This is a genomic window from Peribacillus sp. TE19612, assembly GCF_056279465.1.
Genome location: NZ_JBWCCL010000005.1, coordinates 104,619 through 128,865, shown reverse-complemented (window position 1 = coordinate 128,865; position 24,247 = coordinate 104,619). Strand labels below are relative to the sequence as shown.

Below are 24,247 nucleotides of genomic sequence, written 5' to 3'. Positions count from 1 at the left end.
ACATATTTGACAAAGGTGCCAGACACATTTTCGTGACTAGCACCTTTGTTGTTGTAATTCCTAAGGTTTCGGTCAAATTTGATTTCAAGCATATTCATGATGCGAACATTCCCCCCATTTTAGCTTCCACACATAGCCACTCTTCATTTTTTTATTCCAGCTTTTCATAGACTCCTCTCTCCATTTCTCTTCCTCATTGATTAATCCTATTCTGATAGCGGTAAGAAGAATAAATCTCAAACCATGATAGGCGAGAGCGTGGTTAATTATTAGGCAAATGCATTCGAAATTCATAAGCAATTGATAGAATTTTTTTATCAATTAAATAAATTTTTCTATCAAATAAGGTGTTGTCAAGTGCTTGTTTACAATGTTAGGATGAATTTCAATTACATTAAAACAACTAATTCGATTTGTTAACTCGGTATTAATGATTGGAGAGAAAGTCATATGAGTTTTAAGCTTGGAATATTAGATCAAAGCCCCATTTTTCCTGGGAGTTCGGCAGTTGATGCACTTAAGCAAACCGTAAACCTAGCTCAAAAAGCTGAAGAATGGGGATATACCCGTTTTTGGGTATCGGAACATCATCATATGGAACAAGTTGCTGGATCTTCACCGGAAGTATTAATTTCTTATTTATTATCGAAAACCACATCCATTCGTGTAGGTTCGGGAGGTGTCATGCTTCAACACTACAGCCCTTATAAAGTCGCTGAAAATTTTCATGTTTTATCCACTCTTGCCCCGGGCAGGGTAGATCTTGGCATTGGTAAAGCACCAGGTGGATTTCCTTTATCAACAAAGGCGTTACAATTTGGAACTGTGAATGATGGAAAAGATTTTGGGGAACGTGCATCCTTATTGCAAAAGATAATTGAAAATTCAATCGATGATGCTCACTTGCTCTCTGGTATTCAAGCAACACCGATACCGCCTGAAAAGCCAGAAACCTTTCTGCTTGGTGCAAGTTCAGACAGCGCTCAACTAGCCGCTAACCTCGGAATGGATTTTGTATTCGCCAGATTTATTAATAGTGATGATACCAAGCTGTATGAAGCGTCTTCTGCTTACCGAAGCAAGTACCCAGAAGGTCGCTTTATCGTATCAGTAGCGGTTGTGGCAGCTCCTACCCAACAAAAGGCAGAGGAGCTGGCAAGCGAACACAAACTATTTAAAGTTCATCTGCAAAGTGGCCGGACGCTGACAGTTCAATCACGTGAGCAGGCTGAGTCATTTGAGAAGCAGGCTGGTGAAGCTTACGAAATAGAAGAGCAGACCGCAAGTGTTATTGCTGGAACTCCAGGATATGTTAACGGGATTTTAAAGGAACTTCAGAAAGTTTTTCAAGTGGATGAATTTATTTTGCATACACCGCTTCGAAGAGAAGCAGAACGGATCCAATCCTTTCAGTTGTTAAGTCCGCTTCGCTTAGGGGAAGAGACTAACATATAGAAGGAAAAGAAAAGATCCAGAGGGCATGAAGCAGCTGATAAATGTTTGTTATTTCAATATAAAAGGATAAAAAAGGAGCGAGAAACATTGAAGAAAATTAAATGGCTGTCCGTTACGGTTTTAACAGTAGTATTGCTGGTATTAGGAGCTTGTGGAAGTAATGAGCAAACATCATCGGGGAGTAAAGGAGACAAGGATGAGGAAGTGACTTTGAAAATTGGTGCAGCCTCAATACCACATGCAGAAATTTTAGAGTTTATCGCACCGGATTTAGAAAAACAAGGCGTGAAACTGGATGTAGTGATTTCTACGGATGGAATTCAAACGAATCAACAAACAGCAGACAAAGAATTGGATGCAAACTTCTTCCAACATACCCCTTACTTAGAGCAAGTAAATAAAGATAGTGGTTTGAATTTGGTTAATGTGAAGGGTGTACATATTGAACCATTTGGTGTCTATTCCAAAAAAATTAAGTCTATAGGTGAATTGTCAGACGGAGCGAAAGTAGCCGTACCGAAAGATCCAGTAAACTTTTCGCGATCGTTACAGCTTTTTGCGGCAAATAATATCATTGAGTTGGATGCTTCCAAGTCAGGGGATTATACGATTGAGGACATTACAAAAAATGATAAAAAAATAGAATTCATTCCAGTCGATTCCCCTCTTTTAGTTCACTCGCTAGATGATGTGGAAGCATCGGCCATTAACACAAACTATGCTCTGGAAGGACGGTTAAAACCTCTCGATGATGCACTGATAATTGAAGGGAAGGACTCACCTTATGTAAACATTTTAGTTGCTCGTCCAGACAATAAGGACGATAAAGCGATCCAAAAGCTTGCGAATGCATTAACGACGGAAAAGGTCAAAGAATTTATTTTTGATCAATATGAAGGAGCCGTCGTGCCCGCGTTTTAAGGGGTGTCTATACCAAGCTAGTTAATAAGAGGAGGTGGCCACTTTGATAGAATTTCGTCGGGTTTCAAAAGTTTTTGATGGCGGGGAGAAGAAAATTGAAGCGTTAAAGGAGATTAATATAACCGTTGAAAAAGGGGATATATTCGGGGTTATCGGTTTTAGTGGAGCCGGAAAAAGTACACTCATCCGAACTGTGAATCTACTTGAATATCCTACCTCAGGTGAAGTGATTGTAGAAGGAAAAGACCTTGCCAAGATGTCTGAAAAAGATTTGCGTGAAGCTAAGAAAAATATTGGCATGATATTTCAGCATTTTAATTTACTTAATTCCAAAACAGTCTTTGATAATGTGGCGATGCCATTATTGTTAAGTAAAAAAAAGAAAAAAGAGATTGAAGAACGAGTTAATGAGATTCTCCGCTTTGTTGGTCTAGAAGACAAAGCAATGAACTATCCAAATCAACTTTCAGGTGGACAAAAGCAGCGTGTCGGGATTGCCCGTGCTTTGGCTACAAACCCTTCGATTTTATTATGCGATGAAGCAACATCGGCATTGGATCCACAAACAACAAAATCAATCCTGAATCTGTTGAAACGGATTAATGAAGAATATAAAATTACCATTCTAATTATCACGCACGAAATGGAAGTGATTAAAGAAATTTGTAATCGGGTTGCAGTGATGGAGGATGGGAGCGTGATTGAATCAGGAAATGTGATCGATATTTTTGCCCGTCCACGAACAGAAACAACACGTAACTTCATTCGATCGGTTGTTCGCGATGAAGTGCCATCAAGTGTATATGGATTGCTCGATGAGGATGCCTATTTCAGTCGGATTTTTAAAATTGATTTTTTGGGAGTGAGTTCTGGTCAGCCTATCGTTTCAAAAACAGCGAAGAGGTTTAATGTGGAAATAAACGTTCTGTTCGGCAATATTACTGAGTTACAAGGCATCCCATTTGGTAATTTAATTGTTGAAATAATAGGAAATGAAGATGAAATTGATCGGGCATTACAGTTTATAAAGAATCAAAATGTCAAAGTGAAGGAGGTTACGAAGGATGGAAGTAAGCAAAGAGCTCATTTTAAACGCCTTGTGGGAAACTCTGTACATGGTTAGTACTTCACTTTTTTTTGGAAGCATCATTGGAATATTCTTAGGCATTTTATTGGTTGTAACAAGAAAAGGTCATATTTATGAAAATAGATTTATTTTTTCTATCGTGAATCCGATTGTAAATATTTTCCGATCGCTTCCCTTTATTATCTTGCTTGTGGCGATTATTCCATTTACAAGACTAATTGTTGGTACGTCGATTGGTACAACAGCAGCAATTGTGCCACTCGTGCTTCATATTGGCCCATATATCTCAAGACTTGTGGAGAATTCGCTATTGGAAGTGGATGAAGGCATTATTGAAGCCGCGAAAGCCATGGGAGCAACGCCGTTACAAATTATTTTCAGGTTTTTAATGCCTGAGGCTTTTGCTTCATTAATTCTAAGTATAACAACTGCAACAATTGGTTTAGTGGGCGCTACAGCCATGGCAGGAGCTATAGGTGGCGGTGGACTTGGAGATGTAGCGATAACATATGGCTATCAACGCTTTAGCACTATTACGATATTCGTCACCGTTGTAATTCTAGTAATTGTTGTTCAGGGAGTACAAAGTTTAGGAAATATATTCGAACGGAAAATTAGAAGAGTGTAGTTGCGGTAGTTTACAGAGGGGGAGTGGAATGAATGATGAAAAAATGTATTTTACCTATACTGCTTATCTTGGGGGTGTTATTGGCAGGTTGCTCAAGTGATTCCACGAATGCAGGAGGGAAACAAACGAAAGTGAAGGTAGGGATTAGAAATTCTGAACTTCGAACATGGGAATTTTTAAAGGAACAGGCTGAAAAAGAAGGGGTGGAAATTGAACTTGTTAATTTCTCTTCGGCATATGATCCGAACGAAGCGCTGGCAGAAGGGGATATTGATATCAACGCCTTTCAACATGTTGCCTATTTAGATTCATTTAATGCGAACAATAATACAGACATCGTTCCAATTGGGACTACAATTATTGCTCCTCTCGGTTTGTATTCAAGCAAATATAAATCGGTGGAAGAGATCCCAAATGGTGCACAAATTGCTGTGCCCAATGACCAAGCTAACTGGGGAAGAGCTTTATTGCTATTACAAGAAGCAAAACTCTTAAAGGTTGTGGATGACTTTGACGGGAATGGCGGACAGGACAAAATAAAGGAAAATCCGAAGAAAATCAAAATTGTTCCTGTCGATGGTGCCAGTGCCCCGCGTGTGATGGAAGATACAGCTGGTTCAGTGATTAATAATGGAGTTGCGGTAGAAGCGGGACTAAATTTAAAAGATGCTCTTATTTATGAAAGCAGTACTGCAAAGCCTTATATTAATATCATAGCGGCTAGGAGTGAAGATCAAGACAATGAAATTTACCGAAAATTAGTTGCTCTCTATCAATCAGAGAAAACGGCTAAATTTATTGAAGAAACTTACAATGGAAACTATATTCCAACATTCATTACCTTGAAAGAATTGAGCAGTTATAAGGAGATTTATTCTAATAAATAAGGAAGGAGAGATTAGAATGGCTCAAGACAGACAGATGAAGTTAGCTGCTTATCTGATTGGAACAGGTATGCATGTTGCGTCGTGGCGGCATCCGACATCAAATCCGAATGCAAGTATTGATGTGAAAGCTTTGCAAAGACTCTCGAAAATTGCAGAAAAAGGGAAATTTGACCTTGCCTTTATGGCAGATAGTTTGGCCATTAATCATGAATCGCATCCTCAAATACTTAATCGATTTGATCCGATTGTACTAATTACAGCATTAGCTGCAGCGACAGAAAAAATCGGCATTGGGGCGACAGCTTCTACAACGTATAGTGAACCATATGTACTCGCTCGCCAATTTGCTTCTGTTGACCATATAAGCGGCGGACGGGTGGGATGGAATGTTGTTACTACAGCTGATGCGACCGGAGAGACGGCCTTGAATTTCAGTCGTGATAAACATTTGGCACACGATCATCGTTATGAACGAGCGGAGGAGTTCATCGACGTTGTCCAAGGATTATGGGATTCGTGGGAAGATGATGCGTTTGTGCATAACAAAGAAACGGGACAATTTTTTGATCCTGATAAAGTGCATGAGCTTCGGTATAAAGGTAACTATTTTTCGGTAAAAGGTCCGTTGAATATTGCACGTTCGGCGCAGGGGCAGCCGGTTATCATTCAAGCGGGTGCGTCTATACCAGGGCAGCGATTAGCCGCTCGAACAGCCGAAGTCGTTTTCACACATTGGGATAACATTGAAGAATCCAAACGATATTATCAAGAATTAAAATCGTCTTTAATGGCCTTTGGAAGAAGCGTGGAAGAGCTCCACATCCTTCACGGCATTTCCCCTATTATCGGAGAAACCGAGGAAATAGCCATTCAAAAATACAATAAACTCCAAAGTCTCGTCGACCCTTATGAGAGTTTGAAATTCGTTTCTGGTTATATGGGCAACGTGGATTTTTCAAAATATTCTTTAGATACACCAGCGAAGGATGTTGAATTTCCATTAGTAAATAGCATACAAAGTAACTTTAATGAAATGAAGAAAATTATTGGTGAAGAAGACATAAAAGTGGGTGAATTATATGCGAGATTTTTCAGTCCTGCCAGACGAGATAGATTTGTCGGTACACCAACTCAAGTAGCTGATGAAATGGAGGTATGGTTTACTGAAAAAGCTGCAGATGGCTTTATGCTTCAATTTCCACTGTTACCAGGCGACTTAGAGGATTTCGTCGAGAAGGTTGTTCCCATTTTACAGGAGAGGGGTTTGTTCCGTTTGGACTATGAAGGAGACACTCTCCGTGATCACCTTGGATTAAAGAATCCAAAAAATCGCTTTGCTAATGAAGAAATATCAAATTATTTGGAATAAGGGATATCTCGCATTTTCATTAGAATCATTAAAGTCATATATAATGGGAGTACAAAGGAATGAGGGACATAGGAGAAGAAATCCTAGTCCCTCAAATTCTTTTCTCCTAAATATCAACCGCTACTAAAACTAACAAGTTAAGTTCAGCCTTTTCCTGCTTGGAAACCTGGATATTTGGTCATTCCGCCATCAGCATATAAGGTCAAGCCCGTTACATAGCTCGATTCAGCGGAAGCGAGCCAAGCTGCACAAGCGGCAATTTGTTCCGGTTTTCCGATGTATCCCATCGGTATCAGGTTGATGACTTCTTGTTTAGCTTTCGGGTCATTGAATTTTTCGGCATTGATGGGTGTGTCGATTGCACCAGGTGAAATATTATTAATGCGAATCCCTTTAGGAGCATATTCAAGTGCAAGGGTTTCTGTCATCATCTTGACTCCGCCCTTACTTGCTGCATAGTGGACAAAATGAGGCCAAGGTATCCGGTCATGAACGGAAGACATGTTAATGATATTGCCCTTAATGCCATGATCGAGCATATAACTGATTGCTTCCCTGCTTGCCAGGAACATCCCCGTTAGATTTACATCGATGACTTTCTGCCAATCTTCAAGAGTCAATTTTTCGCTGGGCACTTCATTTTCAATACCAGCATTGTTAATCATGATGTCGATTGTACCAAAGGTGTCCACAGCGAAAGAAAGCAATTTCTTCACATCCGCTTCCTTTGAAACGTCACCTTGAATGGCTGCGGCTTTCCCGCCTGCAGCTTCAATCATTTTGATGATTTCTTTATGGTCGCCATTTTCAGTGTGATAATTTAATACTACATGTGCTTTTTCTTTACCGAACCTTTCGGCCATGGCTTTTCCTAATCCTTTTGCCGCGCCAGTGATCACGACCACTTTTTTCTCTAAATCTTCATACATCATTCAGCTCTCCTTTGATTATTCTTTTGTAAAGCCAATCATGATCCCGCCAGCAATTACGAGTACACACCCGATGATGACAAAGGCCATTTGCTTTTTGGATTTTTTCTCCCCTAAAAGAAAGATACCGCCTAAAGTGGAAATGACGATTCCCATTTGGGAAAATGAGAATGCGATGGCCACGCCCACTTTAGGATTAGCGAGCAGGAGACCGATATTACCGACAGCCCACATCATTCCGGTAAGAATATTTCGTCCGGCATACTTATTAAACGGTTTATGTTTGATGGAAAGGAGCAAGGCAGCCAGGAACATGCCAATTGCTTGCGGCAGGATCGCCGACCATCCGTCAACCTCATTCCATCTGACGACGATGACATATGTAACATAACCCACCGTAGAAATGGCAAGGTAAAAAACCCCTTTTTTCATGCTTCCTTCTTTTTTGTTATCACCATCGCCATAGCTTGTCAGCAAGACACCTGTAATCAAACAGATGATTGCAACAATGCCGATGATGATTGTCATCTTGTCATTCCATTCCCTGAAAATGATAACCGCAAAAAATGTATTTCCTAGAATTTGCAGTCCTGTTGAGATTGGAACGGTTTTCGATACCCCGATTTCCTTGACGCTATTGAATTGAAATAACTGCCCGAATGCCCAGCCTATCCCGGAAATGATGCCGACAATCCATACTAGACTGCTCCATTCCGGCGGATTGATGAAAGTCATCATGATGGCGAACAGTAATGAACCGATTGTAATGCCAAGTGTTTGATTATAAGAGTTGCCTCCGAGTTTTTCGGAAACAAGCACTAAGCTGCCCCATGTCAATGCAGGGAGTAGCGCAAAGAGAAAGCCTTCCACAAAATTTCATCTCCTAAACTAGAAAACAATGTTTCTATCAATATAAAATAGTTAGTAAGCTATTGAGTGTATGTATAGTTTTCCCTTTACACGGGAAAGAAAACATGGTTTTAATTTACCAATTTGTCATTTTATTCTTCTGAGTGGAAACAATGAAATAATAAGTGGTTTATGGTACTTTTAATTTAAAAAATAGTTAGGAGAAATACGATGAAGACACTGAATGAATGGTTTGAAAAGGGAATTCCTGCTCAAGAATTTGTATCTTCGATGAAAGTTCATAAAGAAAACTTACAATCGATCCAGCAAGGTTTTTCCATTTCTGCAGAGGACCAAGAGTTTTTTGATACATTAAAGAAGAAGGCACTTCGAGTTATTGTCATTACTGAAGACTGGTGCGGAGACGCGATGATGAATATTCCTATACTGCTGAATATATCTGAAGCGGCAAATATCGAAACTCGCATGATTTTACGAGATCAAAATCTTGAACTGATGGATCAATATTTAACGAATGGAACAGCGCGTTCGATTCCCATTTTTATATTCATTGATAAGGATGGTGAAGAAAAGGCTGTTTGGGGACCTCGTGCACCAAAGGTACAAGAGTTCGTAATGGAGTTAAGGTCTGACCTGCCTGCCAAGGATGATGAGCGTTTCGAGGCAGAGCAAAAAGCAGTTATAAAAAAGATAACTGCGGCTTTTGCTGAAGAAAAACACCTGTGGGACGAAGTATACGGCAGTATAAAGGAAACATTGGGGAGCTGCTGATTGCGGGTGCATCACTTTTAGTCATGTCCCATAACGGGTGGTAAGCCCATTATGGAATTTATAGGGCTGTTTCAAAACCTGGACTGCAACCTGACTGGTTGGTGAATATATAGATATGTTTCCTAACGGTTTTTTCTATAATATTCGTTTTTGAGTCCAAGGTTTTGGAACAGCCTTTTCATTTTTTATGATTCTGGAATAATTGTAACGCCGATTGTTCGAATAGGAGAGTCTTGTTTCGCACTTTGATTCGTTGCTTTGTAGTATTTTAACATTAGATCGTTCAATTCATTTTGGAAGTTAAGGAAGCTTTCATCATCAAGCTTTAGTTCTAAAAGGGAAAAGGTTGAACCATCTTCTGCGCAGTCTCTTTCTTCCAATTTAGTAAGATAGTTTTGATATTGGGTCATAAGGGATAATTGATAATAAGAAAAATAGTTCACCTTTTTTTCATTAGAGGATTTTTTCCATTCTTCCCCGCTAAGTCGTGCTTCTTCTTCATTTAAAACGTAATATTTTTCGGAAACGGACCTCACTTTTTTCTCTTTTACTATGCGAATGACCCCTGAATCCAAAAGAACCTGTATATGTCTATATAATGTTGCTTGGGGTACATCTTTAATGATTTTTAACATTTCTAATGGTGTTAAACCATTTTCCCTATTTCTCATTAAAGCTTGGGTAATCTTTATTCTTACTGGGTGCATTAAAATTTCAGCTTTATTAATCATCTTATTCTCCTCACATTGGAAATTATAACTGGATAATTTTTAGTGAACTTTCCTGTTGGCCATGAATAATAAGTTTAATTCGTCATATATTGTAATGTTTGAATCATTGTCATTTAAATAAAAATGACACGGTTCGAAAAATAATAGTACCGAAATATTTTTTCGAAGTAAATAATAAGTATTTTTTAATTATTTTAATTTTTTTAAAAAATGTCTACATTTAATGAAAGTTAATAAATATCGCTATATTTTTATTATTATTCATTATGATAATATTATCATTATAAATAACAATAAAAACTAAAACAATATTTTATTAAGAAAAAAAATAGGTGCAAAATTCCAAATTAGATGTTATCATTATCGATAATGATAATAATATTTCGTTACCAAAGGAGTGGTATATATGGAATTGCATTATGGATGGAACGAATTGAAAGATATTGATTTCATGTCTATTCTGCCGATCATTTTACCGGTAATTGCAATTGGAATGATTTTAGTGCTTATAGCATTAATTGATTTATACAGAAATCGAAAGACGAGGAAAAATGTTTTATTGTGGACACTCATCATTATTTTTGCAAATACTATCGGTCCAATTCTGTACTTCGTTATCGGTAGAAAGGACAGTGAAAGAATATGAAATTAGAAATTAAAAATGTTACAAAAAAATTTAAAGAAAAAACAGCAGTCAATAATTTTTCAATGGAATTGCAATCAGGGGAATGTGTTGGATTGATTGGGCCAAATGGGGCTGGTAAATCGACACTGATAAAAGTGATTGCAGATATTATAGATCCAAGTATGGGAGAAGTATTGCTTGACGGTAAGAAAATTTCAAAAATGAAAAAGGAAATAGGCTACTTACCACAATATCCTAACTTCTTTCAATGGATGACCGCCAAAGAAACCCTTACTTTCATGGGGCAGCTTTCGGGTATCAAGAGGGAAGAATTATTAAACGGCATCCCAGAGATATTGTCGAAAGTGGGGTTGAGCGGGGAAGAGAATTCAAAGGTACGGACTTTTTCGGGCGGAATGAAACAAAGGCTTGGTATTGCACAGGCGCTGTTACATAAACCGGCATTGATTGTCATGGATGAACCGGTTTCGGCATTAGATCCCATCGGCCGGAGAGAAGTGTTGAATATCATAAAAGAGATAAAGAAAGATACGACAATTTTATTATCGACGCATATATTAAGCGATGCAGAAGAAATATGTGAGAGGTTTGTCATTATAAAAAGCGGTAAAAAAATTGAGGACACAACGATGTCAGAATTATTGAGTAGGAATAGCGGAAATAAAATCAATGTCGACATAACCTCTAAAAGTCAAAAATGGATTGAAAACGTTAAAAGCTTGAACTTCGTCAAAGGTGTAGAGGTAGTGGGAAATAAATTGAAGATAGAAGTGGAAGATATTGAGTCAAACAAGAATATGTTACTGGCCAATGCTTTGGAGCATAATGTTGATCTTGTCAGGTTCGAAATAGATAACGATACATTGGAAGAGATATTCTTAAAATTGGTGGTGGAAAAATGAATAATTTTGCCGTTTTAGCTAAAAAGGAATTTGTTCAGATGGTACGTGAATTTAAAGTGATTTGGCTGCCGCTTGTATTTATATTTTTAGGAATAACTCAACCAGTTGTAAGCTATTATTTACCTTCAATATTAGAGGCATTGGGCGGGGGCCAAGGGATCACCATTGATCCAAGCATGGCTGCCCAAAAAGGCGGCGAAGTTCTTGCCAGTACTTTAGGGTCTCAATTTGATCAGCTAGGGGTCATGATCATCATCGTTTCAATGATGGGAGTCGTTCAATCCGATAAAGCAAATGGGATGCTTGCTTTCATACTTACAAGGCCTGTGACGGTTGGATCTTATATAAGCGGGAAAATCATTTCCAATTACCTGTTTGTTGCCTGCAGTGTGGCATTGGGATATTTGGTTTCATATCTGTATGTAGTTTTTTTGTTTACGAGTGTTGATTTTGGGGATTTAATAGTGGCTTTACTGTTCTATCTGCTGTGGATCCTATTTATCGTTTCATTCACGACGATGATCAGTACCATTTTTAATAGCCAGGGTATCATTGCATTAATTTCGATAGTATTTCTCCTCGGCTGTAGAATCATAGTTGGATTAAGTCCGGTAATAGACAATGTGAATCCGGCAAGCATGAGTAAGCATGCCATGGAAGTACTGATTTTAGGCACAGTCAATTCACAGGCGGTTTGGGGTGCATTAGCTGCCCTTGCATGGACGGCAGTAACGATATTGATAACGAACATATGGATTTCTAAAAAGAAGTTCAATAATGAATAAGTTGGGGATGGAAATGTGTTAATCATGAAGAGATGGGAGGATGATAACTTTGTTAAGCATCACAGATTTGGAGAAAAGCTACACGGCCAAGAAGATTTTGAATGGTGTAAATCTAGAAATCAAAAAAGGGGAAACCTTAGGTTTTATAGGAGCAAATGGTGCAGGGAAAACCACGACGCTGAACATTATTACAGGCATTTTAGATTCAGAAAATGGAAAGGTTGAAATAAATGGCCTGACCAAAGAAGACGGCATTGAATATAAAAAACAATTTTTCTTCATTCCTGATACTATCAATGTGTTTAACAATGTTTCGGGATTTGATTGGATTCGTTTCTTGATGAACCTATATGGAAATGATGACAAAGAACGGTTGGGGAAATATATCAATCGGTTTGGGATGCAGGAGTCCATTAAAAAGCCAATGGGAAGTTATTCTTATGGAATGATGCATAAGGTATCCCTGATAGCGGCTTTTACCATTAATCCCCCGATCATCATTATGGATGAACCATTGAACGGATTAGATCCAAACGCCGTTTTAGTTTTTAAGGGGTTAATCAAACAATATGTTGAAATGGGCGGTACAGTGTTTTTCTCGACGCATCTGCTGGATGTGGCGGAGAAAATTTGTAATACAGTGGCTATTTTAAAAGAGGGAAAAATCATCCTGCATGATGAGATACAAAATATAATAGGTGAAAGTTCATTAGAATCTACCTTTATGGAGGCTCAGGTATATGAAGGAAAAACTTCAGTTAACTAGATTTTTCGTTTCTTCCTTCTATAAAATGCCCAAGCAGACAATGTTGCAGGCTGTCCTGATAATAGCCGTTTTTTATATGTTTATGCAGCTGACTGTCGTTAACGCCGTTGTTTATTTTCTTGGAGATACCCAGGTCTTCCTATTTTATAATTTAACGATTTCCAGCATTCTCGTCTTTGCGTTGATTTGCTATTTGTCCACATCACAAATATTTTCTTATGAAGAATTTAAAGTATTGGCACCTTTGCCACTCACCTATAAGGAAATATCAAGGGCCAAAGTGTTAAGTAGCTTATGGGTCCCGATCATCTTATCAATGATGATCCAGGTGCCAACATTAGGCTTCTTGATAGTCGATCTAAAGTTTATCGAAGCGATTAAATTAATCACGTTTTTACCAATTGTCAATGGTTTAACGGCTTTGTTCCTGCTTTTTATCCTATCGTGCATGAATAGGCATTATTATAGATTCAAAAGTAAAGTAGCATACTTAATGGTTAACATAGCTATCATCCTAACGCTTACGATTATTTCCATTGTATATTTTGCAGGAAAATCATCAGTTGCCATTTCAAAGGTCATCTCGGAAATAGATTTGAATTCTTTTGAAGGGCTAAAAAACTCGTTGGAATTGTTGATGAGACATATATTTGAAACCGCAAATATGATTCCAGTGATTAAATGGATACTGGATGCTTTTGTATCAAATGAAATAACCGTTCAATTTTTTATTATTTATATTTCGATACTGGCAATTGGTTTCCTTTTGTATTCAATGATTATAGAGAACATTTCTGTTCATTACTTTAAAAACGGGATATTGGGAAACAACAAAACGAATGTGAAAAACTCAAAGGTTAATATATCAAAAAATCAATGGAGTAACTATTTACAAAGAGAGATATGGATCATTAAGTCAGAAGCATATTTTAAGATGCAAATCGCTTTAGGTCTTCTTTTGCCTCCGATCTTTTCACTTGTCATGTTATTGCTGATTCAGAATGAAGTGTTCCCGAATTATTTGAATATAACGAAAGAGGGAGTCTTTGATAAATATTTTTCCTATTCGGTCCTCTTCTTGTGTTGTATAAATAATATAAGCGGAACCCCATATTCAAGAGAAGGTAAATATCATTATTTACTGAAAAGCGTCCCGTTTGATGAAAAATATGTTTATTTTTCTAAAGTGATATTTTCATCAATAATCAGTATTATAGCCGTAGTGATCAGCTTTTTGATATTTGCCCTATTTGGCTATTGGGAAATGGAAAATGCAGTCATGTTATTAATCACTTCTTGTCTAGTGGTTTGCTATAATCTTCTAACACCATTATATGATATGAAAAATCCTAGTATAGAATGGGAGAACCCATCTGCTGCAATTAAATCCAACCCCAACGTATTAATAAGCCTGCTTTATGGATTGCCATTATTAATCTTGGTAACAGCGATTCATTTTGGCTTGGTTTGGTTCAGTGTCCAACCCCTGATCGGAGCGCTAATGATTTTAGTGATCGCAATAGCGATCAATTCCATTTTGATTAATAGATTGAAATTAAATTTATGAAAGTCTTTATATTAAAAAAACATTTTCGTTTGATAAAGGAAGTACAGAAAATCGGCACTAAATAAATTTAAAAAAGGAGTGTCTTATTATGGGGAAGCACCATGATAAAGATTTTAAAATTTATGCTGCTCGATTAGTATTGGAAGAAGGCAGAAAGCCTAGAGAATTGGCCGAAGAACTTAATATATCCATACCTACATTAAGAAATTGGATCAATATCTATAAAGAAACAAATGAAGTTGGCTCGGCGGACTCCAGTAATGGTTTTTCAGGGCTCAGTCTGAAAGAGGAAAAGGATAAAATAATTAAAGATCTACAGGAAGAGAATGAGATATTAAAAAAGGCCATGCACATTTTTATTAAACAACCAAAATGATTGAACAGTATTAAAGCCATATTTTATTTTTCACAAATTATAGTGAAAAATAAAATATGGCTTTTTTAATTTGAAAATTTCAAGTTGCTTTTTTTATTCTAAATACACACGATAAGTCCTATGAAAATACTACTAAATAAGAAAAATAATAAAAATTGGTAAAGTTATTATGTAATGTAGATAATTTACAAATTTTTAATGGACTCGGCAAAATTGTTGTGATAAAGTGTTATCGATAATGATAATAGGTAATATTTAACCCGGAAAATGAAATAATTGTTTTAAAAAAGAAATTTTAGAGGGAAAAAATGGAGAAAAAATGCAGGATTTCTAGAAAAAAGAGGGGAGGGAAATTATAATTGATTGAATATTTTATGAATAAGAAAAAAATTTATAAATCTTATATCAAGTTTTATGAAGCGGATTCAGTCAATTTGAACTATATTGATGATATTTTCAACGAAAAAGAATGGAATTATCTAAATTTGCAAAATGGTCCCAAAAGATCCATCGAAGCAAAGAAAAGTTTGTACTTTGGAAAAAAAGCAATTATGGAGTTTTTAGGTATTGGTTTGGATGAAATAAAGAATGTATCCCTGTTGAAAGGAGTCTTTGGACAGCCGGTCATTATTACAAGCTTGTTCTTATTAATGAACATAGGTATATCCATCACACATACGGATAAAACATTCGGAATATTGCTTTTTGATCAACTGCATCCAATGGGAATCGATATTGAGACTAAAACGAAATCCGATTCTGAATTTTTGGAAACCTACTTAACGGAATCCGAGAAAAAAATGATTAAGGAAAGCGATGGTGTTTTAAGTAAAGAAGTTTTCTTTAGTGCAAAAGAAAGTCTATCAAAGATACTAAAAACAGGATTGACCTCTCCACTTGAAATCTATGAAATTTCCAAGGTTGATATGGATCAAGATAGCATCTCACTTTTCTATAAAAATTTTACCCAATATAAATCAACGGTTGTACTCGTGAATGATGAAATAAGGAGTGTTACCTTTCCGATAAATTCTACGAAAATAATTGAGGGGGAATACCAATGGAATTGAAAATGGAAGCGAATGCTGAATTAAAAAACAATAACAGATTAGTACAATATCTTTTTAAAAAAGAGGAAAGAGTTCACAAGTTAATCATTTCGTTATTGATACTCAGTTTAATAGCAGGTGTCGAAACGACGCTTTTGTTATATTCTGCAGATCAAAAAGGGATGAACGTATTAAATGGCATGTCCATTTCAGAGATCGGGGCAACGAGTTTTGCCATTAACACAATTGTAATGGGAGCACTTGGATTATTGGTTACATTCATCATTCAAATATTAATTGTGTGCCTATTATTTTTAGTTTTAAAAGAAAGGCCGGTAAATATAAAAGGGATTTGCCAAGCTGTCATAAATGCAGGGATATGCATCGTGATTGGATCTGGTGTTAATGCAATCATCGCATTATTGGTAAAGAGCAAGGAAACGACATTCACTAGTTTATCCGTACTGGTGCATGATAAAAATTCCATTCTTCACACATTCATGGCCGAGTTTGAGTTGTTTTACATTGTCAGTTTAATTCTATTCAGCTATAGTCTCGAAAAATTGGCGCTCATTAAGAGAAGAAACGCATGGATCATAACGATTGTAATCGCTTTGGTTTCTTTGGTTTTTCATATGTTGACAGTTGCATCAGGCACATATTTAAAATAATGGGGGAAAATGATGAATATGAATTCTTTAGCGAATTTATTTGAAGAAAGTGTTAGGCAATATGGAGACAATATTGCAGTAAGAAATAAGGATATGCAATTTACATATAACGAAACGAATATCTTGGCGAATAAAATGGCAATGTACATAAAGGACAAAGGGATAAATAAAGGAGACAATGTCGGAATCTATATTGAAAAATCCGAGCATGTTTTATTTTTGATCATAGCCCTGCTTAAATCGGGTGTTACTTATGTACCTATCGACCCTAAAAGTCCTGATGAAAGAGTAAAGCATATAATAAAGAATTCAGAATTGAAGTTATTAATTGGGGATAAAAGCCGGATTAGCGACATTGATTGTAATTATGTATCCGTTGATGAAGTGATAGAGAATTCAAAAGAAATGACAGGTGAGAATCTACATACTTTAATTGACCCAGAGGATCCAGCCTATATCATTTTCACATCGGGCTCTACAGGAAAACCTAAAGGAGTTTGCGTTTCACATGAAAATGTCATGAACTTGTTTTATAGCTGCGACGATTTGTTCGAATTTACTAATAAAGATAAATGGACATTTTTCCATTCCTACGCATTTGATTTCTCCGTCTGGGAGATGTGGGGGGCTTGGATATATGGCGGAGAAGTTGTAGTGGTTTCATTTGAAGAAAGCAGAAATCCAATATCCTTTGTTGAATTATTGATAAATACACAAACAACCGTTTTTAATTGTACGCCAAGCGCTTTCTTCGAAGTGAGTGGTGAGCTCCTAAATCGTCAAAATGAATTAAGTTTAAAATACATTATTTTTGGAGGGGAAGCATTAAACTTCAAGAAATTGACGCAGTGGTTTTCTCCCGTAAATGGCAGGCTGCCAAAGCTAATAAATATGTATGGAATAACGGAAACTACCGTTCATGTAACATACAAAGAAATCGCCAATAGTGATGTGGAAAAAGGAATGACCAATATCGGAAAAGTCCTGCCTCATCTTGGATTCAAAGTGATGAATCAAAATGGACAAGAAGTAACTGGAGATGAAGAGGGCGAGTTATACGTTTCAGGAAAAGGTGTATCGCTTGGCTACTATAAAAATCCGATGATGAATGAGGTGAAATTTACGGATATTGATAATGTCCGCTACTATAAGTCAGGGGATGTAGTGAAACTGTTGGATGATGGTGATCTGCAATATATCTCCAGGAATGATGAGCAAGTGCAGCTAAGAGGTTTCAGGATTGAATTAGGGGAAATTGAGAGCGCGTATAATGAATTGCAAAACATCAAGAATGCAGTTGTTACGATGGATAAAGCGTTTAACGATGATATGCATTTATTTTTATACTATGTTTCTGATGAAGAATTAGCTGCTGATTATTTGAGGGAAAGTGTAAAAAGCTCATTGCCAGCGTATATGATACCAAGCTTTTTTATCAAGGTGGACAACATCCCCCTAACTGTAAATGGAAAACTGGATAAATCATTATTACCAAAATTCATAATAAAAGACTGTGAAGCTACACCGAATATCAAGAGTCCAGCAGATGAAACTATAAGTGAAAAAGTAAGGGAATTGGTTGTTAGCATCATAGGCAATGGGGTTATAAAAAATAATCAGTCGCTACTTGAAAGTGGAATGAACTCATTATCGATAATGAGATTGATTGTCAATATTAAAAATCAATTTCAGATTGAAATTGCTCCTTCCGTTTTATTGGAAAACGATACGATTATGAAATTATCCGAAGTCATAGAAGCTCGTCAAAAAGAAGAGGTAAAGCAAGATTATACACCTATCCATATCAATGCCAGAAATACATACCCTTTAACATATGAGCAAGAAAATTTGTGGTTCATTCATCAAACCAATGTGGACAAATCATTATATAACATCGTTTTTTCGTATGAAATAGCAGGTGAAGTGAATGAAGGAAACCTGGGATTATCGTTAAATAAGCTAAGCAATAAACATCAAATTTTAAAAAGTGTCATTAGGGAAGAAGCTGGAATGGGCATCTTGGTTTTCGATGAGTCGATTCATCATGTTATTAATTATTTCGATGTTTCGGATCTTCCTTTAGACATGCAGGAAGAAAAAGTGAATCACTTCGTGAAGGAAGAAGCGGAACGGCAATTTGATTTAGAAAATGGTCCCCTCCTATCAATTACGTTAGTGAAGAAGAATGAAAGTGAATATCAATTATTATGTAACATCCACCATATTATTTTTGATGGTTGGTCGATTCCAATAATGATCAATGATTGGTTTTCCATTTATGAGGAAATCGAGAATGGCGACCGAAATGATAGAGATAACCAAGCAATCCAATATGGAGATTATGCTTTATGGCAAAAAAACTCACCAAATTATGTAACAGGTAAGGATAATGAGTTCTGGATCAATGAAATAGCGGCATTACGGCAAAAGTCTTTTTTACAATATGATCATCAAAAAAACGGAGAAGGTAAAAGCGAGTCCGATATTATCAGCTTTTTGTTACCTAAAGAAATTAAAGAAAACCTGGAAAGCCTTCATAAAAAAACGAAATCGACTTTGTTCATGAGTTTACTTACCGCCTATCAAACCTTTTTATCGGTTTACTTTGATGAAGAGCAAGTTGTCGTCGGCAGCCCTTTGGCGAAGAGAAACCATGTGGATACTGAACAATTGATAGGATATTTCGTTAACACCTTGCCCTTTAAATTACATGTATCCCAGGAAGATTCATTTGAAGGGATTTTGCGAAAAAACATAAAAAAAATTGCAGGTGTTTTTGACCATCAAAATTTACCTACTAAGGAGATTTTGAAATATTTATCGGCAGAAAGAACCATGGAAAATACGCCATTGTTCGATACAGTATTCGTCCTGCAAAATAACCAAAAAGAAAAGCTGGCATATAGGAATTTCAAGTTAAAACCGAGAAAAATCAATACCTTTAAAGCTAAATTTGATTTGGTTGTTCAGGCAGAAGAAATGGATGAGGATGAATTAGTCATTTCATTTGAATTCAACAACTCATTATTCAATAAAACGACGATTCAAAGAATGGCTAGTAATTTTCAGCATTGGCTGTTAGAGATTACAACCAAGGCAAGCAAGCGGATAAAGGACATTACCTACTTAGAGCCTGCACAGTTGCGATCATTAATCGAAATGGGGACAGGCAATGTAACTCAAGAAGTGGAAGATCATCGTTTTGAAGATGTAATAACCAGGTTTGAGAATAAAGTGAGTACAAATTTCAATGATGTTGCCATTGTTCATGGTGATGATCAGGTGACGTATAGCGAGTTAAATGCCCGGGCAAATCAGGTGGCACAACGCTTATTCCTAAATCATGTAGGTGTAGAGGATAGAATTGGGATTTTTATGGATCGATCGATCAATATGGTTACGGCCATTTTAGCCATTATGAAAGTTGGGGCGGCATATGTGCCTTTGGACCCGTCACAGCCAGAGTCACGGCTGAAACATATGATTGAGGATTCTCAAATCACATATTGCTTAAGTAATGAAGAAGGACTTCCAAAGTATCCCGGTGAAGAAGGAAAACTATTATGTATCGAAGACATACTAAAAGAACGGGAAATGGAGTGCTCAGAATTCCATTCAAGAAAGATATCGGAAAGTGATCTGGCCTATATCATCTACACTTCAGGAACAACGGGAAAACCTAAAGGGGTCATGATTGAACATGGAGGGTTGGCCAACCTCTGTAATTGGCATATCAATTATTATTCAGTAGATGGAAAGGATGCAGCAGTACTGGTTTCGAATACATCTTTTGACGCTTCCGTTTGGGAGATATTCCCTTATTTGACGAATGGGAATAAACTCCTGATACTGGATTACTATGATTTATTGGATGTAGAGATCCTTTCGGAGAAGATGGAAAAGGAGAAGGTAACACTCGCGTTTTTTTCAACGGGGCTGCTCGAGCAATTATTTATTAACGATATGAAATTTCCAGAATCAATCAGAGCTATTTTGACAGGGGGAGATCGTTTAAAAACGATACCCGAGCGTTTGAGCTTTGATTTATATAATAATTATGGTCCAACGGAGGGCACGGTCGTTGCGACAGCATATAAGGTACTTCCAAGTGATGATACAGTGATTCCGATTGGAAAGCCAATCTTAAATGCAGAAGCATACGTGTTCAATTCCAGGATGAAGCCTGTTCCTAAAGGTCAAATAGGCGAGCTGTATATCGGCGGGAAAGGCATTGCAAGGGGATATAAAAATAATCCGGGGAAAAACGATGAAAGTTTCATTCAAAATCCGTTCAATCCCTCAAGGAAACTATATAAAACTGGAGATTTGGTTAAGTATGCCGAAGATGGAAATCTACTCTTTGCAGGCAGGGCTGATGACCAAGTGAAAATACGCGGATATCGTATCGAACTTGGGGAGGTCAGTGCAGTTCTAAATAAATGCCCTGGTATAAAGGATTGCTTTATAGCGATAAAAGATGAATCTAAATCGAAGAAATTCATCATGGCCTATTATATCTCCGACAATGACCTTGAAGAAAATTATATCCGGGATTATATGAAGAATCATCTTCCCCATTATATGATTCCTTCTTATTTCATTAAAATGGAGTCCTTTCCGCTAACCGTTAACGGCAAGGTGGATGCGAAGAGCTTGCCGGATACAAAAACGAACCCGGAAGGAACTAACAGCAAAAGTGTCATGAATGGAACGGAACAAAAATTGTTAAAGATATGGAAAGAGGTGCTGAATAATCAGGAAATAACCATCTTTGATAACTTTTTCGAATGTGGGGGAGATTCCATCCTAAGCATTCAAATTTGTTCACTTGCCAAGAAAGAAAATCTTCTCATCACATCAAAAAACATCTTTGAAAAACAAAGTATCGAAGAGCTGGCAAAGGTTGTGGAATTGACGGGCGATGTAACGATAAATCAGTCTGATGTTTTTGGAAAGGCACCATTTACACCTATTCAAAGTTGGTTTTTCACTCAACAAATAAATAATTTTAATCATTGGAATCAATCTGTAACGTTAAAGGGCTACCCGCAATTGAATGAGAAACGGCTGCAAAGAATCATGGCCCATATCGTCAGACATCATGATGGGCTCAGATCAAGGTTCAATAGAGAAGAATCATTTTCGCAGGTGGAAAAGCAAATCGGCCCGTCTGAAAATTGGACTTTGAATTACGTAAATCTATCAAACCTGAATAAGGACAAACAGGAACGGGAAATAGCTAGACTCGGAATCGGTGCACAACAGGGCATCAACATTTCAAACGGACCACTAATGAAAATAGTATGCATCAATACTGGGCAAAACGAGCATGTAATCATTTGGATCATTCATCATTTACTTGTTGATGGGGTTTCCTGGAGAATCTTGATCGAAGATTTTGACCGGCTATATATTCAAGATATAAACAATCAGGAACTAAAACTGGATAATAAAACGACATCATATAAGGAATGGGCGAATAACCTCAATGAATATAAAAATTGCATTCCTTTAGGCATTAAAGAGTACTGGCTGAATGAACATGAAACGGTATACGAAAACGCCCTGGTCAAAACAGGAAATGTTTACGATGGAAAATCATTTGAAATGAAACTGAATAAAGAGATTACAAACAAAATCTATAATGATATGACAAAAACGTATAAAGCATCTATCGATGAAATATACTTATCCATTTTCGCAGCGCTAATCGGGAAATATTTTAATAAAAAAGATATTCATTTTACTTTGGAGGGACATGGTCGCGAAGAGTTATTTGCAGGTGTCGATCTGTCCAGGACAGTAGGCTGGTTTACGACCATGTGCCCGGTTTATATAGAAAATAAAGAATCGATTTCGAACACGATTCAAGGTACAAAGAAAAAATTAAGGACCCTGCCTAATAAAGGGATTGAGTATGGGATCATAACCGAATTATGCGGCGAGACACATATGAAACAAAATAGGCCGATCATCAGTTTCAATAATTTAGGTAGATTTCACCAAAACAATGAATGGGCTGCAAAAGAGGTCACCTTTTTTAGTGAACAAGATATTCAACATAATTCCTATACCGAACATGAAGTCGATATCGAATTGCTTGTAGTGAATGAGGAGCAAACCATAAAAATAAACTATAACAGACATTTCGTAAGAGAAGATTTTGAGCAATATATTCAACATAATATGCAGGAATTGTTACGGACATTGGAAGAAGAAACAAGGGGAAAACAGATGTACCGTCCGGAAGACTTTCCATTGGTGGATATGCCTGAAGAGGAACTTAACCAACTCTTGCACAAAGAAACAAGAATTGTTGATATTTATGAATTGACGGCTTTGCAAAAAGGGATGTTGTACCATAGCTTGTTTGATAGTGAAAGCAGCCAGTATAAAGTGCAGCTCATTTTTGATATTAAAGGTTTTCTGGACGTCGAAAAATTAACCAATGCCATTGTGACAACTGCAGGGAAACATGACATTTTAAAAACCAAATTGTATTCAAGCAGAAAAGGGGTATTCTACCAACTGTTAATGAGTTCCATGGATACCGAGATTGAATATGAAGAAATGATCGATCATCAAGAGAAGTTGGAAAAGTTGTTAGCTGATCAATATAAGATCATAGATATCGAGAATAATAAGCTGAATCGCTTCATGATCGTTAAGCTTGCGGAAAATCAATACCAATTAATATGGACATTCCATCATATTATTATGGATGGCTGGAGTTACTCGATGGTGATTAATGATATTTTTGCTGCTTATCATTCAATAATATCATCATCATCCGTGAGTCCTTCATTTAAAAAGTATGTTGAATATATGAAAGATTATACAAGTAATAAGGAACTGCGGGACTATTGGGCAGGGAAATTGGAAGGTGCCCGGAATTCCGGATCCAGTTTAATGGGAGTGCAAGAAGGCGAGGGGTACATTGAGAATAGCTACTTGAAAGTATTTGATGAAGAATTAAGTGATTCCATTCAACGATTCTGTCAGGAATACAAGATTACCATGAATACTTTCTTTCTAACCATTTGGCTAGCCACTTTGAAAGAAATAAAAGGTACGGAAAATGTATGCTGCGGCGTAGTGACATCCGGCAGGAATATTCCTATCCAAAATATTGAGGCAATGGTTGGTCCATTTATCAACACTGTGCCGTTCATCAAGCATATCAGCCACGAAAAGACCTACATGGAAATACTGGATGAGGTTCAAAATGAATTTTTGGAATTAAGTGCCTATGAGAATACACCTTTATCAGAGATTTATGAGTGGGCTAATTTGGAAAACCAACTATTTGAATCATTATATGCTTTTGAAAACTATCCGATGAAACTAGCTAATAATGATGAAATCAATGTTAGTTTGAAAGAAGGACGGGAAACGACCCATTATCCAATCGTCATCATCATCACCCCTGGTTCAAGTGTTCAAATTAAATTTAATGAGGCAGCGGTCAATCCAAAGTTAAGGTCATCCGTACTTTCTATATTTAATCAAATCTTAAGTGAAATGCTGGAAAAATCAAAAGTGAAATGAGGGGAAATATATGGAGACAACAATTGCGGTGAAGGAAAGGTTAATTGAGGAAAAACTTATTGGATTTTGGAAAGAAATTTTAGAACAAGAGACAATAGATACAGATTCCAACTTCTTTGACTTAGGAGGGAATTCCCTTTTAGCGATGCAATTTATTCAAATGGTGAAGAATAACCTGGGAGTGAGATTACCAATCAAAGTGATGTTCGAACAATCCACCATCAAGGAACTATCAGTACTCATCAAACAATTGAACGATATGCATAAGTTAAGTTGAATGGAAAAGAAT

The 24,247-nt window shown here is 36.9% G+C and carries 20 protein-coding genes; 17 read left to right on the top strand and 3 right to left on the bottom strand.

Features of this window, described 5'->3' with window-relative positions:
* The first annotated feature begins 450 nt into the window (after positions 1-450).
* The 6 genes from ACZ9AO_RS10770 to ACZ9AO_RS10745 all read left to right on the top strand — a co-directional run bounded on the left by ACZ9AO_RS10770 (position 451) and on the right by ACZ9AO_RS10745 (position 6,347).
* A complete protein-coding gene (locus ACZ9AO_RS10770; RefSeq protein ID WP_476109045.1) occupies positions 451-1,455 on the top strand; it encodes an LLM class flavin-dependent oxidoreductase in 1,005 nt (334 codons plus the stop codon).
* An 87-nt stretch (positions 1,456-1,542) separates the two neighbouring features.
* Positions 1,543-2,376 (top strand): MetQ/NlpA family ABC transporter substrate-binding protein, encoded by an 834-nt coding sequence (locus tag ACZ9AO_RS10765; protein WP_063595203.1) that lies wholly within the window; start codon positions 1,543-1,545, stop codon positions 2,374-2,376.
* A 43-nt stretch (positions 2,377-2,419) separates the two neighbouring features.
* Complete coding sequence (locus ACZ9AO_RS10760) at positions 2,420-3,499, top strand: methionine ABC transporter ATP-binding protein (RefSeq protein ID WP_251541438.1); 1,080 nt, start codon at positions 2,420-2,422, stop codon at positions 3,497-3,499.
* Positions 3,441-4,091 carry a methionine ABC transporter permease gene (locus tag ACZ9AO_RS10755; protein WP_476109044.1) on the top strand — a complete coding sequence of 217 codons (651 nt, stop codon included), beginning with the start codon at positions 3,441-3,443 and terminating at the stop codon, positions 4,089-4,091. The genes ACZ9AO_RS10760 and ACZ9AO_RS10755 overlap by 59 nt, the downstream gene beginning before the upstream one ends.
* A gap of 35 nt (positions 4,092-4,126) precedes the next feature.
* A complete protein-coding gene (locus ACZ9AO_RS10750) occupies positions 4,127-4,978 on the top strand; it encodes a MetQ/NlpA family ABC transporter substrate-binding protein (RefSeq protein ID WP_476109131.1) in 852 nt (283 codons plus the stop codon).
* Between the two features lie 16 nt (positions 4,979-4,994).
* On the top strand, positions 4,995-6,347 hold the full coding sequence (locus tag ACZ9AO_RS10745; RefSeq protein WP_476109043.1) for an LLM class flavin-dependent oxidoreductase: 1,353 nt from the start codon (positions 4,995-4,997) through the stop codon (positions 6,345-6,347).
* A gap of 143 nt (positions 6,348-6,490) precedes the next feature.
* Here the strand turns inward: ACZ9AO_RS10745 and ACZ9AO_RS10740 are convergent, their stop codons facing one another.
* Entirely contained in the window at positions 6,491-7,276 is a 786-nt protein-coding gene (locus ACZ9AO_RS10740; protein WP_251541577.1) for a glucose-1-dehydrogenase, read from the bottom strand.
* Between the two features lie 18 nt (positions 7,277-7,294).
* Positions 7,295-8,146, bottom strand: a complete 852-nt coding sequence (locus tag ACZ9AO_RS10735; RefSeq protein ID WP_202317469.1) for a GRP family sugar transporter — start codon at positions 8,144-8,146, stop codon at positions 7,295-7,297.
* Positions 8,147-8,356: 210 nt separating this feature from the next.
* On the opposite strand from ACZ9AO_RS10735, the gene ACZ9AO_RS10730 reads away from it, so the two are divergent.
* Positions 8,357-8,917: a thioredoxin family protein gene (locus tag ACZ9AO_RS10730; RefSeq protein WP_476109042.1), complete on the top strand. Its 561-nt coding sequence runs from the start codon at positions 8,357-8,359 to the stop codon at positions 8,915-8,917.
* A gap of 185 nt (positions 8,918-9,102) precedes the next feature.
* Here ACZ9AO_RS10730 and ACZ9AO_RS10725 read toward each other — a convergent pair whose 3' ends face one another.
* A complete protein-coding gene (locus ACZ9AO_RS10725; RefSeq protein ID WP_034305549.1) occupies positions 9,103-9,648 on the bottom strand; it encodes a helix-turn-helix domain-containing protein in 546 nt (181 codons plus the stop codon).
* A 406-nt stretch (positions 9,649-10,054) separates the two neighbouring features.
* Here ACZ9AO_RS10725 and ACZ9AO_RS10720 point away from each other — a divergent pair, with 406 nt between their 5' ends.
* The 10 genes from ACZ9AO_RS10720 to ACZ9AO_RS10675 all read left to right on the top strand — a co-directional run bounded on the left by ACZ9AO_RS10720 (position 10,055) and on the right by ACZ9AO_RS10675 (position 24,235).
* On the top strand, positions 10,055-10,294 hold the full coding sequence (locus tag ACZ9AO_RS10720) for a PLD nuclease N-terminal domain-containing protein (RefSeq protein ID WP_034305547.1): 240 nt from the start codon (positions 10,055-10,057) through the stop codon (positions 10,292-10,294).
* Positions 10,291-11,196 carry an ABC transporter ATP-binding protein gene (locus ACZ9AO_RS10715; protein ID WP_476109041.1) on the top strand — a complete coding sequence of 302 codons (906 nt, stop codon included), beginning with the start codon at positions 10,291-10,293 and terminating at the stop codon, positions 11,194-11,196. Before ACZ9AO_RS10720 ends, ACZ9AO_RS10715 begins: the two co-directional genes overlap by 4 nt.
* Positions 11,193-11,981 carry an ABC transporter permease gene (locus tag ACZ9AO_RS10710; protein ID WP_054397906.1) on the top strand — a complete coding sequence of 263 codons (789 nt, stop codon included), beginning with the start codon at positions 11,193-11,195 and terminating at the stop codon, positions 11,979-11,981. The genes ACZ9AO_RS10715 and ACZ9AO_RS10710 overlap by 4 nt, the downstream gene beginning before the upstream one ends.
* Before the next feature lie 49 nt (positions 11,982-12,030).
* The gene (locus ACZ9AO_RS10705; RefSeq protein ID WP_476109040.1) at positions 12,031-12,747 is read left to right on the top strand and encodes an ABC transporter ATP-binding protein; all 717 of its coding nucleotides are present in this window, start codon (positions 12,031-12,033) and stop codon (positions 12,745-12,747) included.
* A complete protein-coding gene (locus ACZ9AO_RS10700; RefSeq protein ID WP_476109039.1) occupies positions 12,722-14,314 on the top strand; it encodes a hypothetical protein in 1,593 nt (530 codons plus the stop codon). The genes ACZ9AO_RS10705 and ACZ9AO_RS10700 overlap by 26 nt, the downstream gene beginning before the upstream one ends.
* 88 nt (positions 14,315-14,402) lie before the next feature.
* Complete coding sequence (locus tag ACZ9AO_RS10695; RefSeq protein ID WP_053533732.1) at positions 14,403-14,690, top strand: transposase; 288 nt, start codon at positions 14,403-14,405, stop codon at positions 14,688-14,690.
* Between the two features lie 359 nt (positions 14,691-15,049).
* The gene (locus tag ACZ9AO_RS10690) at positions 15,050-15,760 is read left to right on the top strand and encodes a 4'-phosphopantetheinyl transferase family protein (RefSeq protein WP_476109038.1); all 711 of its coding nucleotides are present in this window, start codon (positions 15,050-15,052) and stop codon (positions 15,758-15,760) included.
* A complete protein-coding gene (locus ACZ9AO_RS10685; protein ID WP_476109037.1) occupies positions 15,751-16,410 on the top strand; it encodes a hypothetical protein in 660 nt (219 codons plus the stop codon). Before ACZ9AO_RS10690 ends, ACZ9AO_RS10685 begins: the two co-directional genes overlap by 10 nt.
* 12 nt (positions 16,411-16,422) lie before the next feature.
* Positions 16,423-23,958 carry an amino acid adenylation domain-containing protein gene (locus ACZ9AO_RS10680; protein ID WP_476109036.1) on the top strand — a complete coding sequence of 2,512 codons (7,536 nt, stop codon included), beginning with the start codon at positions 16,423-16,425 and terminating at the stop codon, positions 23,956-23,958.
* Positions 23,959-23,968: 10 nt separating this feature from the next.
* Positions 23,969-24,235, top strand: a complete 267-nt coding sequence (locus tag ACZ9AO_RS10675; RefSeq protein ID WP_476109035.1) for a phosphopantetheine-binding protein — start codon at positions 23,969-23,971, stop codon at positions 24,233-24,235.
* Positions 24,236-24,247 lie beyond the last annotated feature (12 nt).